This is a genomic window from Alcaligenes faecalis (assembly GCF_005311025.1).
Lineage (GTDB): Bacteria > Pseudomonadota > Gammaproteobacteria > Burkholderiales > Burkholderiaceae_B > Alcaligenes > Alcaligenes phenolicus.
The window spans coordinates 1,147,951-1,164,132 of record NZ_CP031747.1; the positions used below are offsets into that span (position 1 = coordinate 1,147,951).

General features: G+C 56.7%; 7 protein-coding genes. 4 read left to right on the forward strand and 3 right to left on the reverse strand.

The annotated features are described in order from the left end of the window. Positions 1-60: 60 nt before the first annotated feature. Positions 61-975: a DMT family transporter gene (locus D0C27_RS05315; RefSeq protein ID WP_083054887.1), complete on the reverse strand. Its 915-nt coding sequence runs from the start codon at positions 973-975 to the stop codon at positions 61-63. A gap of 84 nt (positions 976-1,059) precedes the next feature. Next, positions 1,060-2,451 (reverse strand): PLP-dependent aminotransferase family protein, encoded by a 1,392-nt coding sequence (locus tag D0C27_RS05320; RefSeq protein WP_137430559.1) that lies wholly within the window; start codon positions 2,449-2,451, stop codon positions 1,060-1,062. A 128-nt stretch (positions 2,452-2,579) separates the two neighbouring features. Between D0C27_RS05320 and D0C27_RS05325 the strand changes: the two genes are divergently transcribed. Further along, entirely contained in the window at positions 2,580-3,443 is an 864-nt protein-coding gene (locus D0C27_RS05325) for a DMT family transporter (RefSeq protein WP_083055064.1), read from the forward strand. A 78-nt stretch (positions 3,444-3,521) separates the two neighbouring features. On the opposite strand, the gene D0C27_RS05330 is transcribed toward D0C27_RS05325, so the two are convergent. Then, complete coding sequence (locus tag D0C27_RS05330) at positions 3,522-5,012, reverse strand: nucleobase:cation symporter-2 family protein (RefSeq protein ID WP_035270114.1); 1,491 nt, start codon at positions 5,010-5,012, stop codon at positions 3,522-3,524. 1,002 nt (positions 5,013-6,014) lie between these two features. Between D0C27_RS05330 and D0C27_RS05335 the strand changes: the two genes are divergently transcribed. Genes D0C27_RS05335 through D0C27_RS05345 form a run of 3 tightly spaced genes read left to right on the forward strand, consistent with a single transcriptional unit; the run spans position 6,015 to position 16,124 of the window. Then, positions 6,015-13,589, forward strand: coding sequence for a type I polyketide synthase (locus tag D0C27_RS05335; protein WP_240688314.1), 7,575 nt, complete (start codon positions 6,015-6,017; stop codon positions 13,587-13,589). After that, positions 13,582-14,922 (forward strand): aminotransferase class I/II-fold pyridoxal phosphate-dependent enzyme, encoded by a 1,341-nt coding sequence (locus tag D0C27_RS05340; protein ID WP_137430560.1) that lies wholly within the window; start codon positions 13,582-13,584, stop codon positions 14,920-14,922. Before D0C27_RS05335 ends, D0C27_RS05340 begins: the two co-directional genes overlap by 8 nt. Before the next feature lie 2 nt (positions 14,923-14,924). Beyond that, positions 14,925-16,124, forward strand: coding sequence for a polysaccharide biosynthesis/export family protein (locus D0C27_RS05345; RefSeq protein ID WP_240688315.1), 1,200 nt, complete (start codon positions 14,925-14,927; stop codon positions 16,122-16,124). Positions 16,125-16,182 lie beyond the last annotated feature (58 nt).

Below are 16,182 nucleotides of genomic sequence, written 5' to 3' on the forward strand. Positions count from 1 at the left end.
GAACCGAGAACCGAGAACCGAGAACCGAGAACGAAGACGCTTGAAGGCGGCGTAGCTGACTTACGTCGTCTTGCGCTTGCCGATCAGCCCTGTAGCCAGCAATGTCCCGAACAGAACGGTACTCATACCGATCAGCATCTGCGCGGTCAGGGCCTCGTCCAGCAACAAGGCACCCCACAACACCCCAAAAGGTGGCACCAAAAAGGTCACCGTAATGGTTTTGGAGGGGCCGACATTGGACAGAAGGCGGTAAAAAATCAGATAGGCGACGGCCGTGCACAGCAGGGATAAGGACAGCGCAGCCCCCCAGGCATGCAGGCCCGGAAACTGTGCGGGCCACCAGTAAATGGCTGCGGGCAATAGAACCAATGTTGCGCTGACCATGCTGCCTGCTGCTACTGCCTGTGGCTGCACGCCGCGCAGATAGCGGGCGGTAAAGTTGGCGGCAATACCGTAAAACACTGTGGCCAGCAAAGATGCCAGCACAGCCCAGCCTTCGGCGCCTTTATTGAAGCTGAGCTTGTCGTACACCAGAATCAGAATGCCCAGGAAGCCCAGACACAGGCCCAGAATGCGGCTGGGTGTCAGGCGCTCTTTCAACCAGACTCGTGCCACCAGTGCGCCGAACAAGGGAGCCATGGCATTCAAGACGGCCAGCAAGCCCGACTCCAGTCGCAAGGCTGCGAAGGCGTATAAGGAGAAGGGCACGGCGGCATTTAGAATGCCCAGCGCAAAGATGGGTTTCCAGTTCGCCAGAAAGATGGGCAAGCGTCCCGTGGCGGTGATGTAGCTCATCAAGGCCAGGGCGCTGACACCGACCCGTATGGCGGTCAGGGGAAAGGGGCCAAAGTCGGGGACCGCTTGCAGCGTAAATAAAAACGAGCCGCCCCAGATGGCGGCCAGCAGGAATAAATCGCGTAAGTCTTTGGGGGACATGGGAGTCAGATTGGTGGCGGCGGTCCGCATGGGCCGCATAACAGAGCCGATTGTAATCCTCTGGCCGCGACCAGGACACCGATGCGGGACGTTCAAGTGGAAGGTCTGAAATCCCTTGATGCTTTAAACAGACAGCTCGTTGTTCAAAGCCCGTTTCAGGACGTTGAAGACGCGTTTGTCCCCGCATTGAGCGACGTTGAAGCGCAGAAACTGGGCAGCATCAGGAGCTTGGCTGAAAACAGGGCCAGGGGCCAGCACGATGCCATGGGGTAGACAGGCGCGTGTCAACGTCAGGGCATCATGCCCGGCGGGCAGGCGCACCCAGAGAAACATGCCCTCGCGGGGGCGCAGCCATGGCGTCAGGCCAAGTTGCTGCAGCTGTGTCACGGCGTGATCCATGGCTTTGGAGAGCCGGTATCGAACTCGTTCCAGATGTTTGCGATAGCCGCTGTCGCCAAGCGCGCTGTTCAGAATATGCGAGGCCAGGCGGTTGCTGCTGAAACTGGTGGCGGTACGCAAGTCGACCAGGCTCTCGATCCATGGAGTCTGGGCTGCGATATAACCGCAGCGCAAGGCGGCCGACAGTGTTTTGGAAAAACTGCCTATCTGTACTACGCGGGACAGCCCATCCAGTGCCGCCAGTCGGGTAGCGGGTCGGGTCTCCAGATCTCCGAAAATATCGTCCTCAATAATGTAGAGGTCGGCACGTTGCGCCATGGCCAGCACGCTATGGGCCGTCATGGCCGAAAGACGTGCGCCGGTTGGATTGTGTATGCCTGAATTGGTGATGTACAGGCGGGGTTTGTGTTCTTTAAGGGCAGCCTCAAAGGCCGCCAGATCAGGGCCCTGATGGGTATAGGGCACGCTGGCGATTTTGGCCCGATGCGCTCGCAGCAGCGCATGGAAATTGAAGTAGCAGGGGTCGTCCACCAGGACCGTATCGCCTGGCTCCAGAAAGAAGCGACAAAGCAGGTCAATAGCTTGAGTGCCCGAGTCGGTCAGCATGATGTGATGCGGGGCAGCATCTATTTCGGACTGCACGAGACGACGGGCCAGCATTTGTCGCAAGGGCTCCAGGCCCAGAGGCGAGCCGTAGTCCGTCAAGTCCGCGCTGGGGCTACGGGCGGCCTTACGTAAACCGCGGCGCACTCCTTGGTCATACATCCAATCCGAGGGCAGCCACCCGCAGCCGGGCATCAGGACATCGGCCTCGGCTTCCAGAGATTGGCGCGAGATCCATAAAGGATCGATATCCTTTTCCAGAGCTGGTTCCAGGGCGGCCAAGCTGAGTGGAGCCAAAGGAGCCGTCACATAAAAGCCGGAACCTGCGCGAGCCTCGATCAGACCTTCGGCGGCCAGCCTGCCATAGGCTTCGACAATCGTGGACACCGACACGCCCGCCGATTTTGCTTGTGCGCGTACGGATGGCAGGCGGGTGCCGGGCGGGTAGGTCCGTGCCGCGATGCGTTCACGTACGGATTGCATGATGTGGTCGATACGGGTCAAAGCAGACATGGGGCGGGCTCGGGCACGGTGTACGGGTCTGGTAAGCAGTACAGTTTTTTAAAACTGTACTGGACTGTGCCTGTGTATGCTGGCATAGCTGTGTTGTACTGACAAGCATCTTTGTTGGAGAGTGAATGATGGATAGCAAGGCAGTCAGCTGGCTAAATGGCTTTATAGGCGTAGCAATCTTTGCCGGATCTCTGCCGGCTACACGTGTTGCTGTGCTGGGCATGGATCCTTTTTTTCTGACTGGCGCGCGAGCGGTAGTCGCTGCCTTGTTGGCAGCTGTCTGGTTGCTGATCGGGCGTGTGGCACGGCCAAAGCGATCAGACTTGTTACCCCTGGCCGTGGTCGGTTTTGGTGTCGTGCTGGGATTCCCCTTGTTGACGGCGCTGGCCTTGCAGTACATCACTTCGGCGCATTCTATTGTGTATGTCGCCTTGCTGCCTTTGTGCACAGCCCTCTTCGGGGTGGTCTTTGCCGGAGAGCGGCATAAGCCCGTGTTCTGGCTGTGCTCTGTTTTAGGCTGCTTGCTGGTGATGGCCTATGCCGCGCGAGAAGGTCTGGATGCGGCCTGGCAAGGGGACCTGTATATGCTGGCCGCCGTGGTGGTGTGTGGCTTGGGTTATGCCGAAGGTGGACGTCTGTCGCGTCGTTTGGGTGGCTGGCAAGTTATTTGCTGGGCCCTGGTGCTCTCCTCGCCTTTCATGTTCGTCATGATGCTGTGGTTCTGGCCGCAAACATTCAGCAATGTGAATACAGCAGCTTGGTTAGGTTTCGGCTATGTGTCAGTGTTCAGCATGTTCCTGGGGTTTGTGTTCTGGTATCGGGGGTTGGCGCAGGGCGGGATTGCCGCAGTGGGGCAACTGCAGTTGTTGCAGCCTTTTATGGGCCTGGGATTGGCTGCCGCCTTGCTGGGTGAGTCCGTCAATGCCAGCATGATCTGGGTGACTTTAGGCGCTGCCTTATGCGTAGCCGGTGCGCGGCGCTTTGCCTCCTGATGGCAGAAGCCGGACGATAAAAAACCGGCCTGTCCCATTCATGGACAGGCCGGTTTCAAGACAAGCTGAGCAAGCGTTTTAGGCTTCCGCGTGCTTGGCTGCTTCTACCGCTGCATGCGTATCTTCTTTAGCACCATTAAAGAACAAGTTAAGCAGAACGGCAGCAATCGAGGTCAGCAAGATGCCCGATTCGATCAGCGGGTGAATGGCGTGAGGCATCCACTGCATGTAGTTGGGCGCAACCAGCGGAATCATGCCGACGCCAATGGAGATGGCCACGATCATGGAGTTGTTGCGGTTGGTTTTGTAATCCACGTTGGACAGGATGCGAATACCGGTGGCCGTCACCATACCGAACATCACAATCCCGGCGCCGCCCAGCACCACTGTGGGCAGGGACTCAACCAGGGCAGCCATTTTGGGCAGCAGGCCCAGAATGATCAAAATCACACCCCCGGCCACGCAGACAAAGCGGCTGCGCACGCCTGTCACGGCAACCAGGCCCACGTTTTGCGAGAAGCTGGAGTAGGGGAAGGTGTTGAAAATGCCGCCCAGCAAGGTGCCCAGACCGTCGGTGCGCAGGCCGCGTGCCAGATCTTTCTGATCCACTTTCTTGCCTGTCATGTCGCTAAGAGCCAGGAACATGCCGGTAGACTCAATCAGCACCACAATCATGACCAGTGTCATGGTCGCAATGTGCAGGATATTGAACTTGGGCATCCCGAAGTGGAAGGGCAGAACCAGATCAACCCAAGCTGCATTGGCGACTTTCTCGTAGGTCATGATGCCCATGGCCGAGGCCACAATGGCGCCAATAACAATACCCAGCAAGACGGCCACGTTAGCCAGAAAGCCTTTGGCAAATTTGGCGATCAGCAGGATCGAGGTCAGCACGATGGCGGCAATGCCCAGGCCAGTCAGGTTGGCGTAGCGCGGGTTCGGTACCGTTGCTTTCAAGGCCAGACCTTCTGGAGGTGGGGGCAAGGCCGAGCCGGGCATGGCTGCGGCCGATTGTGCGTGCTGAATCCAGGCCAGGTGGTCGGGGTTGATGACTGTGGGGGCGGTAGGGCCAACAGGGTTACCGAAAATCCAGTTGATCCCCACTCGCATCAGCGTAATGCCGATCATGGCAATAATGGTGCCGGTGACCACAGGCGGGAAAAAGCGCAGCATGCGGCTGACGGCAGGGGCGATGATCATGGTGATGATCCCCGCCCCGATGACCGTGCCAAAGAGTAACTGGGCTCCTTCCTGGCCGGGGTTGGCCTGTGCCATGGAGACCATGGGGCCGACAGCGGCGAAGGTCACGCCCATCATGACGGGCAGCTTGATACCAAAATACTGCGTAAAGCCCATCGATTGGATGATGGACACGATGCCGCAGACAAACAGGTCAGCAGCAATCAGGATTGATACTTCTTCAGACGTCAGGTTTAATGCCCGGCCCACAATTAGTGGAACCGCGACGGCACCGGCGTACATTACCAGAACGTGCTGCAAGCCCAGTGCAGCCAGCCTGCCGTTCGGTAATCGTTCGTCGACGGGTGCGGTGGTCGCGTTCGTACCCATGAAATGTCTCCAGAGTGGATTAATTATTAGATGAAGCCATTTCAATGTAACGGCGTGCGACAGCCCTGTCATAAGACAATTCGTATAGAGCCTAGGTGGACCTAGCTATAGATGAGGGATAACCCCCAAAAAAAACGCCCTGATTTGGGCGTTTTTGATGCGGCTAAGGGAAAACACTGCTTTGGTGACACATGGTCAGGCCATGAGGGAAGGTCGTTGTATACCGGCACCAGTAACGGGTTTGCGCTCGTCGCGCGTATGTCGTGTTTGTATCAAAAATGAGTTTTTCACTACGACTTGATGGTTGTGTCAGACCTACTGGAACGTCAGCAAGTGTCAGTCATGGCTGCCTTGTAAGCTGCCTGATAGTCCTGAAAAAGCTCGTCTGGCGGCTTTAGCACAGCATCGGATTGTTACAGTGCGGCCCTGCTCGATTTCAATTCTTTATAGATTAGAATAACTGCGTAATGGTAACATTCGCAGCTGCTAATCTTTTTGCAGTGCAGCAGGCTACCGCCAAGTAGGCAGGGTTTTTTGGCGAGGAACAGTCTTTGCTTAATGTCGAGTTGAAGTTTTTATTTCGCTAAAGGTGGCGACGAAATAAAAAAACCTTTGATATTTTGCCTAGTGTCTTGATTAGACAGCCTTGGTAAATATACCCAAGGCTTTGTTATTTTTCAAACACTCGTTTTTTGTGCTTAACAATAAATAGAATAATATCGTCAGTGAATATTTAATTTGGATGTTTTATTTTTGGCATGATTGCTTAAATAAAAATCGAAAATAAATATTATCGGATTACATGGAATTTATATATATTCCATGTAATTAGGGTTTGTAAATCATAGTAACGGGACGTAAGTTTCGCCATTGTTTACTGGTGTGCTGCCTGCGACACGGCTATGTCAGAAGTCGTTGTCCGAAATAGCGTTTTATCAAATATGACTATTCCGTGCTCCGCGGTGACAGGGCAAGTCAGTAAAGATCGAAAGGGTAGGGTGCGTGTCTCAAAATACAGGCAAGGGTGCTAAGGAGTTAGAAGCATCCCGTACGGATATTAATAAAAGCAATACTGCGTCTGGAGCAATCGCCATTATTGGTATGGCGTTTCGCTTTCCGGGTGACCTGTCGCAGCCCGACCAGTTCTGGAATGCCTTAATTGAAAAGCGCGATCTGGTTACGGAAATCCCCGCGGACCGCTGGGCGACGGCCGAGTTGCAACACGATAAAAGGTCCGAGCCGGGGCGTAGCATTACTTTTTCGGCCGGTGTCTTGTCGCGCATTGACGAGTTCGATGCAGACTTTTTTGGCATTTCCCCTCGCGAAGCCGCCTGGCTGGACCCCCAACAACGCTTGTTGCTGGAGCTGTCCTGGGAAGCCATGGAGAATGCGGGCGTCTTGCCCTCCAGCATGGCCGGTAGTGACTGTGCGGTTTATGTTGGTATTTCCGGCCTGGATTACGGCATGCGCGGTCTGGACGATTTGGCCAGCCTGACAGCCCATATGATGACCGGCAATACCATGAGTATCGCCGCCAACCGTCTGTCTTATATCTACGACCTGCACGGTCCGTCCATGGCGGTGGATACCGCCTGCTCGTCTTCTTTGGTCGCTTTGCATCAAGCCTGCTCAAGTTTGCGCAGTGGCGAGGCTTCTACAGCCTTGGTCGGTGGCGTCAATCTGTTGCTGCACCCTTATCCCTTTGTTGGCTTTACCAAAGCGTCGATGCTGTCGGCAGATGGCCGTTGCAAGGCGTTTGATGAAGCTGGTAATGGTTACGTGCGTTCCGAAGGTGGCGCGGTACTGATGCTCAAGCCCCTGGAGCAGGCACTGGCCGACGGCGATCAGGTACAGGCCGTTATTTTGGCAACGGGTGTGAATGCCGATGGTGCTCGCAAGACCGGCATTACTATTCCTAGCTGCCAGGGACAAATCGAGTTGATGCGCTCCGTGCTGGAGCGCAGTGGCCTGACAGCGGCTGATGTGGACTTTGTAGAAGCCCACGGTACCGGTACAGCCGTAGGCGATCCTGTTGAAACCACCGCCATCAGCGCGGTGTATGGCAAGTCGCGCGAGCAGCGTTTGCCTATTGGTTCAGTCAAAGCGAACTTGGGCCATATGGAATCGGCCTCCGGCATGGCTGGCCTAGTCAAGACAGTGCTGGCATTGCAGCACCAAGCCTTGCCGCCTGCTTTGCACTTGAATACCCCCAATCCCGCCATTGATTTTGATGGTTTGAATCTGGAGCTGCTGCCCCAGGGCCGCGAGTTGCAACGTACCGATGGCAAGCCTTTGGTCGCAGGACTTAACTCGTTTGGCTTTGGTGGTGCCAACGCCCACGTCTTGTTGCAGGCTCCTGTAGCGCCAACTGCCCAATCGGCAACGGTGCTGAACTCGGGTTTGCCGCCTTTGGTCTTGTCGGGCAAGACAGAAGCCGCTCTGCGTGAGCAAGCGGGTAATTATGCGGACCTGCTGGACGGCAAGACGGCACAAGATTTTTACGATGTCAGCTACGCGGTCACTCACCGTCGTCAGACTTTGGCTCGTTGTTTGATCATGCAGCCCGAAACGGTTGAAGAAGGCGTGGCGCAATTGCGTGCTTACGCGCAAGGTCAAGCCCCACAAGGTTTGCAAACCGTAGACGCCCCGAGCAAAGAAGGCCAATTGGCTTTTGTCTACGCCGGTAATGGAGCGCAGTGGCTGGGCATGGGCGTGACCTTGTTGCGCGAGTCCCCTCGTTTCGCGGCTTTGCTGTCCGAGCTGGACGCCATGATGAAGCCCTTGGCGGGCTTTTCGCTGCTGGAACAATTGCAAGCCGAGCCTGCCGCTTCTCGCATGGACGACACAACAGTCGCTCAGCCCTTGTTGTTTGCGGTGCAAGTTATTGTGACGCGCATGCTGCGCGAAGATGGCATTGAACCTGATGCCGTGGCTGGCCACAGTGTGGGCGAAATCGCTGCTGCCTGGGCCGCTGGTGCCTTGGATCTGGAACAAGCCATACGCGTTATTTGTGCCCGTAGTCAGGCTCAAGGTCTGACTCGTGGCCAAGGCCGGATGGCCGTTATCGGTCTGTCGCACGAAGCGGTGAACACCTTGCTGGAAGGCTTGGGTGCGGACTTGGGCGTGAATGTGGCGGGGGTAAACAGCCCTTCCAATATCACTCTGTCCGGCAGTCTGGAAGGCTTGCAGCGTATTCAGTCTGCTCTGGAAGGACAAAGCGTTTTCTTCCGCCTGCTGGATTTGGATTACGCCTTTCACAGTCCCTATATGGATGGCTTGCTGCCGCATCTGGAAAAGAGCCTGGGCGATTTGCAGCCCGGTCAGCAGTCTCCACAAGCCCGTTTTGTCTCGACCGTTACGGGTGAAGAACTGTCCCCGCAAGAGCTGGGCGTGGATTACTGGTGGCGCAATATTCGCGAACCCGTGCAGTTCGAGCAGGCTATTGCCTGTCTGGCGAACCAGGGCTGCCGCGTATTTCTGGAAATTGGCCCGCACGCCATTTTGCAGCGCTACATTCGTGAAACCCTGGCTCAGTGTGAGGTTCAGGGTGTGGTGTTGTCCAGCTTGCGCAAGCATGACGATGGCCCGCAGCGGCTGACTGATACGGCCTTGCATACCCTGGCTTTATTGCCGACCCAATTGAAAGCCCGTTTCCCTGTGGCTGGCAATCCAGTGGAGCTGCCCGTTTACCCATGGCAGCGCGAGCGTCATTGGTACAAGAACAGCACAGAAGGGATGCGCTCCATCGAGCGTCGTCGTGTGCATGATTTGCTGGGTTGGCGTTTGCCGGATAGCGATATCAGCTGGGAAAACGTGCTGGACCCGGTGATTTTGCCTTGGCTGGCGGATCACAAAGTGGGTGGTGCCATGGTGTACCCAGGTGCCGCTTATCTGGAAATGGCTTTGGCTGCAGCTTGTGAGTGGCTGGGCGAAGCACTGATCCTGGTGGACGAGCTGGATATTCTGGCTCCGCTGGTTTTTGATGGTGAACATGCCCGCAGCCTGCGTTTTGTGCTGAGCCCGCGTGATGGTAGCTTCCATATCAAGAGTCGCCAACGCTTGAGCCAGGACGAGTGGGTGGTACACGCCAGCGGTCGTATTCTGGCTTCGGATGAACGCATGCCCGTGGCGGAACTCTCGCCCCTGGCCTCGGCTGAACTGCATATTGATCGCGATCGACACTATCGCTTGGCGCATTCCCTGGGTCTGGATTACGGTCCGGCCTTCCAGGGGTTGAAAGCCTCGCAGGTGCAAGGTACTTATCTGAGTGCCGAACTGGAGATGCCCGTCAGCCTGGAGCAAGATGGCTATCTGTTGCACCCGGCCTTGATGGACGTGTGCTACCAGTCTCTGGTGGATTTCTTCGCACAAGATATTGAAGCAGGCCAAGGCGTGGCCTTGCTGCCTGTGAAAGTAGGCCGTTTCACCCTGTCTACAGAAGGGCAGGTAACGCATTTCCGTGCACACCTGCGTCGTAGCAGTGCCCGTTCGGTACTGGCGGATTTCGAGTTGTATGGAGCTGATGGCCGTTTGCTGGCCAGCGCCCAGGCCTGCCGTTTCCGCGCTGCGTATTTCTTGCGCCAGGATCGCCACGCGGTGTCGAACTGGCAAATTACCCCGTATCTGCGTCCTCATCCTCGCGATGAGCGAGTTGCCGTTACGCTCTCGCCTGAGCAACTGGCCCAAAGCGGCTGGGCAGCACTGGCTGACCAGCAGCAAGAGCGAGAAACCTGGTTCCAGCAGACTTTGCCTTTGCTGGATGCCTTGAGCCTGTCCTTTATTTATGAAGCCTTCCAGAACGTAAAGCCTTCCGAACTCAGCACCGAAGTATTGAATAGCCCGTATGGCCGCTGGCTAAGCGAGCTGTTGCGCGCTGAAGAGCTGCTGCAAGATGACGAAGGCTATCGTGTGGTGGAGCAGGCCGATATGCCTGCCGCCCAGGACTTGTGGCGCACAATTTTGCAGGATTCGCCTAGCAGCTTGCCGCAACTGACCCAGATTGGTTCGGTCGGACGCCAATTGCCGGCCTTGTTGCGTGGCGATATTTCAGGCGAAAAACTGCTGGCTTCCTTGCGCCGTTCCCCCGTGGTTGAAGTGCTGTATGACGATGACCCCATGTATCTGGGTGTGCGTCTGGCACTGGAAACCCAGTTGCGAGAACTGGCTGCGAACTTGCCTGCCTCCCAGCGACTGCGCGTGCTGGAAGTCGCCGTAGGCCCAAGCGATTTGCCCAAGACTCTGGCTGCTTGCCTGTCCGAAGACCAGTTTGAATACGTATTGGCTTTGCCAGATGCTGATTTGCAGGCTCGTCAGGCGACGCAGCACCATGCTTTGGCCAACGTGCAGGTGCTCGGTTTTGATCTGCAAGACTGGCAACTGGAGCAGGTCGATAAGCCCCAGTTTGATGTCGTGATTTTGCGCCACAGCCTGCACCGTACCGTGCATGTTCCTCCCGCCCTGATGCGTAGCAAACAATGGCTGGCGACGGGTGGGGGCCTGCTGGTGGCTGAGTGTCACCCTGACTGGCATGCAGACTTCTTGTCCGGTCTGGACCAAAGCTGGTGGCACGCCGCCGGCGAGTCGCAATCCTCCTCCTTGTTGTCGCCCGAAGGCTGGCACAAGGCGTTGGAGCAAGCAGGTTTTGAGCAGGTGCAAACTGCGCAAGAGCCTGCCGCACAGGAATTGAGTGAAGGTGCCTATTTGTTGCTGGCCAAGGCCGCCACAACGCAGGCGATTCCAAACCAGGAAGCCGTCGCTGCAGCGAAATGGGTCTTGTTGTTTGATGAGGCTTCTCAAGTTCAAGCCCATTCGTTGCAAGCCCGTTTGGAAGCAGCTGGCCAAACAGTTAACGCTCAAGTCTGGCCGCTCAGTGCCGACATTTTGGCTGATGAGAGTCCTCTGAATGTAGTGCAGATGCTGGGGTGGGCCGATACTGCTGCTGCGGTCAGTCAGACCAGCGCGCAACTGCTGAGCCTGACGCAGGACTTGTCCGCCCGTACCGCTGCAAGTCGCCTGTTCCTGGTGACGCAAGGCGGTGCCTTGCCGGCGATGGCAGAGGAATTGGATTGGGCGGTGAATCCCGCCCAGTCGGCCTTGTGGGGCTTTGGTCGCGTCGTGATGAATGAGCTGCCCGCCTTGTCCTGCACCTTGATTGATCTGGCCGGTGATGTGAATGCCAGCGATATCGCTCAGCGTCTGGAACTGGAGTTGCTGTGGCCGGATGAAGCAACAGAAATTGTCTTGTCTCAAGACGCACGCCATACCTTGGTGCTGGAAGAGGCTACTGCGGCAGCGACTGCCCAGCTAAGCCAGGACGCCCGCTTCAAGCTGGACTTTCAGGTGCCCGGACAACTGCGCAATCTGGAATGGCAAGCTGTTCAAGCGTCGAGCCTGGCTGCGGATCAGGTTGAAGTCCGTACCATGGCCGCAGGCCTGAACTTCCGTGACGTGATGTATTTGATGGGCTTGTTGCCGGACGAAGCTGTAGAAAACGGTTTTGCCGGTGCCAGCCTGGGCCTGGAGTTCTCGGGTGTGGTCACACGCGTTGGTGCTGATGTCACCAATTTGACGGTAGGCCAGCCGGTGATGGGTTTTGGTTCCTCCTGCTTTGCCAGCCATGTGGTGACACGTGCGGATGCTATCGCTTCCATGCCTGAAGGCTGGGATTTTGAAGCTGCCGCCACCGTTCCAACGGTGTTCTTCACGGTCTACTACGCCCTGACGCATCTGGCTCATATCCAGCCCGGTGAAAAAGTGTTGATACACGGTGCCGCAGGTGGTGTGGGGATTGCTGCAATCCAGCTGGCCCGTCATTTGGGCGCAGAGATTTATGCCACTGCTGGCACGGACGAGAAACGCGTATTCGCCTCCTTGCTGGGCGCTGACCATGTGTTCGATTCGCGCAGCCTGAGCTTTGCTCAAGACGTGATGGACGCCACTGGCGGTGAAGGTGTGGACGTAGTGCTGAACTCGCTGGCGGGTGAGGCCATGCGCCGCAGCCTGGACGTCCTGAGTCCTTTTGGCCGTTTCCTGGAGTTGGGCAAGCGTGACTTCTTCGAGAACACGCCGATTGGTCTACGTCCCTTCAAGAGCAATATCAGCTACTTCGGTATTGATGCCGACCAACTGCTGACGGGACGCCCAGCTTTGGCGGGACGTTTGTTCAAGGAAGTCATGGAGCTGTTCCATGATGGCGCGCTGTTCCCACTGCCTTACCGCAGCTTCGGTGCCGAGCATGTGGTTGATGCATTCCGCGCCATGCAGCAGGCTCGTCACATCGGCAAGCTGGTGGTTTCGCTGAAGGATGCCCAACCCCGTTTGCCTGCAACACAAATCGCTGCCCCTCTCGACTTGTCCGAACAGGGCACGTGGTTGGTTACGGGTGGCTTGTCTGGCTTCGGTTTGGCTTCCGCCCAATGGCTGGTCAAGCGTGGCGTGCGCTCTCTGATCCTGGCTGGTCGCCGCGGTGCCGATACTCCTGGTGCACAAGAGCTGCTGAAGCAGTTCCAGGCACAAGGCTGTCGCGTGCAAATTGTGGCGTGTGACGTCACGGATTTCGCAGCAGTGCAAGCTGTTGTTGCGCAGATTCAGACGGGTGATAGCCCACTGACTGGCGTGCTGCATGCTGCCGCCGTGTTTGATGACCGCCTGATCGCCAATATGGATCAGGACAGCTTGAACAAGGTGCTGCAGACCAAGTTGGTGGGTGCATGGAATCTGCACCTGGCTACTCAGGATTTGAAGCTGTCCCACTTCGTGCTGTATTCGTCTGTGACGACCTCTATTGGTAACCCCGGACAGGCGAACTATGTGGCCGCCAATGCAGGCCTGGAAGGTTTGACGCGCTTGCGCCAGAACCTGGGGCTGGCGGCGTCCTGCATTGCCTGGGGACCGATTGGCGATGCAGGTTACCTGACCCGCAATGAAACCGTGAAGGACAGCTTGGGTAAACGTCTGGGCAAGGCACCGCTACAGTCGGATCAGGCATTGGATCAACTGGATCGCGTCCTGGCCGTCAATGGCGAAGTGTCCATTGTGGCCAACTTCGACTGGAATGCCTTGGCCCGCTTGCTGGCTTCGGCTCAGAGCGAACGCTTTGCCATCTTGAACCGTGCCCGCAAGGATCACGACTCAGGTAGTGATGGCCAGGATATTCACACCTTGATCGCGGGTAAAACGCCCGAGCAAATTCACGCTTTGGTGGCCGAGTGGGTGGCGCAGGAAGTTGCTAACATTCTGCGCACCGAAGTAGACCGTATTGAAACCCAGCGCTCCTTGCATGATCTGGGCATGGACTCCTTGATGGCTGTGGAACTGGCCCTGGGGTTGGAGCAACGCTTTGGCGTGCAGTTGCCCGCCATGGTGCTGAACGATTCTCCCACCGTCTGGAACGTCGCGGCCCGCATTGTGGACAAGTTGACGGCCGGTAGCGAGGACTCGGCAGAGCAGGACGCTGGGCATTTGGTAGCCGATGTCGTACGTCAGCACGGAGATGATATGTCCGAGGCTGACTTGCAAGGCTTGGCAAAAGATGTACGGCGATTGGCAGAAACAGGAACATCACTGATCAATGAGTAAGAACGATCTAGCGCCAGGCAGTAAAGCACAACTGATACAGCGCATTCTGGGACGTAAAACCGGACAAGCGGCCAGCAATGGCCGCATGGCCGAGCAGTCCGCCACTCATCTGGGGGCGGACAGCCATATTCCGGAGTCCTTCACCCGCTTTGACCGCCATCCCGGTTACGAGAAAATGCTGGTGCCCAAGGCCATGGCTGATCGTATGGGCGTGCGTAACCCCTTTTTCCGCAGCCACGATGGTGTGGCCGCTGCGCACACCCGTATCGACGGGCGTGACTATCTGAACTTTGCCAATTACAACTATCTGGGTCTTTCTGCACACCCGGAAGTGAATGCGGCCGCCAAAGCCGCGATGGACCAGTACGGCACATCGGCTTCGGCCAGCCGTTTGGTAGCAGGCGAGCGCCGCGTCCAGCGTGAGCTGGAAGAAGAGCTGGCGCAGAACTATGAGGTGGATGATTGCGTGGTTTTTGTCAGTGGACATGCCACTAACGTCAGCACCATTGGTTACTTGTTCGGTCCCAAGGATCTGGTGATTCACGATAGCCTGATCCACAACAGTATTTTGCAAGGCATCCAGTTGTCGGGTGCCGCCCGCCGTTCCTTCCCTCACAACGACAGCGCCGCTCTGGAGCGCATTCTTGCCGAGATTCGTGGCCAGTTTGAACGTGTGCTGATTGTGATCGAAGGCTTGTACAGCATGGATGGCGACATTCCGAACCTGCCTGCATTTATTGACATAAAACGGCGGTATAAAGCGTTTTTGATGGTCGATGAAGCCCACGCCCTGGGCGTGCTGGGCAAGACAGGCCGCGGCTCGCACGAGCATTTTGGTGTGGCAGGCCGCGATGTCGACATCTGGATGGGCACCTTGAGTAAGACCCTGGCAAGTTGCGGCGGCTATATCGCTGGCGACCGCGCGCTGGTGGAGCTGCTCAAGTACGCTGCCTCCGGCTTTGTCTACAGCGTGGGGATTTCTCCCGTGCTGGCGGCTGCTTCGCTTAAAGCCTTGCAGATCATGCGCCGGGAACCCGAGCGTGTGCATACCCTGCAAGAGCGGGGCAGTCAGTTTCTGAATTCGATGCGCTCGATGGGAATCAATACCGGTTTTGCCGAAGGCTATGCCGTGATTCCCGCGATTACAGGCAGTTCTCTTAAAGCAGTCAAACTGTCCGGCCAGTTGTTTGATGCCGGCCTGAATGTGCAACCCATTATCCATCCTGCGGTGGAAGAAAAAGCAGCGCGTTTGCGCTTTTTCCTGTCCTCCACACATAGCCAGGATGACATAGACCTGGCGTGTGAAATCGTTCACACGCTCATGAAGAAATAAGCATGGCTCAATTACTACACACAGCAGTAAGCAAGATTGCAGCAATGGGACGGCCAGTACTGGCCAGCACCCTGGTCGCCGTACTGGCCGGATGTGCCACGATGCCCGACTGGATGCCTGCAGACGGCCCCAGCCGCCAGCAAGTACAGGAACGACGTGAAGGCCGTATCGAAGGCATCACCCTGGTCAACGTGACAGACGAGTTGACCAAGAAGTTGGCCGCTAAAAAGCGCATGGGTGACTTTGCCGCCCAGTTCCCCAGCACAGGTTCGAACAACTACCTGATTGGCCCCGGCGATGTGCTGGAAGTGTCGGTTTGGGAAGCGCCGCCGGCCATGCTGTTTGGCAGCATTTCTCTGGATCCCAAGGCAACGGCAGCAACCACCAATGCCGTCGCTTTCCCTCAGCAGATGGTCACGCCCGACGGCATGATCAGCATGCCTTTCGCTGGCCGTATTGCCGTCAAAGGCCGCAACACCCAACAGATTGAAGAAAGCATTGCCAAGCGTCTGCAAGGCAAGGCCAATAATCCGCAGGTTCTGGTGCGCGTCATTCAGAACAACACCTCGAACGTGACGGTCGTGGGTGAGGTCAATCAAAGCGTCTTGATGCCCTTGACGCCTAAAGGTGAGCGTTTGCTGGATGCCCTGGCCGCAGGCGGTGGCGTCAAGCAAGCAGTCAACCGCATCGCCATTCAGCTCTCGCGAGAGCTGAACACATCCACCATGGCGCTGGATACGATCATCCGTAATCCAAACCAGAACATCATGTTGAAACCGGGTGATGTGATTACGGCGCTGTATCAGAACCAGAGCTTCTCCATTTTGGGTGCCACCGGCAAGAACGAAGAAATTCCATTTGAAGCTCAGGGCATTTCCCTGGTACAGGCCCTGGCCCGTTCGGGTGGTCTGGATACGTCACGAGCTGATGCCCGCGGTGTGTTTGTCTTCCGCTTTGAGGATGCTGCGTTGGTGGACGGTGCACCTGAATCGACACTGCTGGACAAGAAGGGCGTCGTGCCCGTGGTGTATGAAATCGACCTGCGTGACCCGGCTTCTTTCTTTGTTACACAGAACTTCCCGGTGCAGGATAAGGACGTGATTTATGTTTCGAACTCGCCAGCGGCGGAGTTCCAGAAATTCCTGCGTTTAGTGGTGTCGGTGGCTGTGCCTAGTACGACGTTGAACAACATGATGAAGTGATCGTGCGCATGTTTAAGAACAACTCCTTCAACAGAGGCCGAGATGAGTAAGCAGGTGC

Excerpts from the sequence above, each read along its gene's own strand:
- D0C27_RS05325 (WP_083055064.1), top strand. The coding sequence starts at position 2,580 with ATGGATAGCAAGGCAGTCAGCTGGCTAAATGGCTTTATAGGCGTAGCA.
- D0C27_RS05315 (WP_083054887.1), bottom strand. The coding sequence starts at position 975 with ATGCGGCCCATGCGGACCGCCGCCACCAATCTGACTCCCATGTCCCCC.
- D0C27_RS05340 (WP_137430560.1), top strand. The coding sequence starts at position 13,582 with ATGAGTAAGAACGATCTAGCGCCAGGCAGTAAAGCACAACTGATACAG.
- D0C27_RS05345 (WP_240688315.1), top strand. The coding sequence starts at position 14,925 with ATGGCTCAATTACTACACACAGCAGTAAGCAAGATTGCAGCAATGGGA.
- D0C27_RS05330 (WP_035270114.1), bottom strand. The coding sequence starts at position 5,012 with ATGGGTACGAACGCGACCACCGCACCCGTCGACGAACGATTACCGAAC.
- D0C27_RS05320 (WP_137430559.1), bottom strand. The coding sequence starts at position 2,451 with ATGTCTGCTTTGACCCGTATCGACCACATCATGCAATCCGTACGTGAA.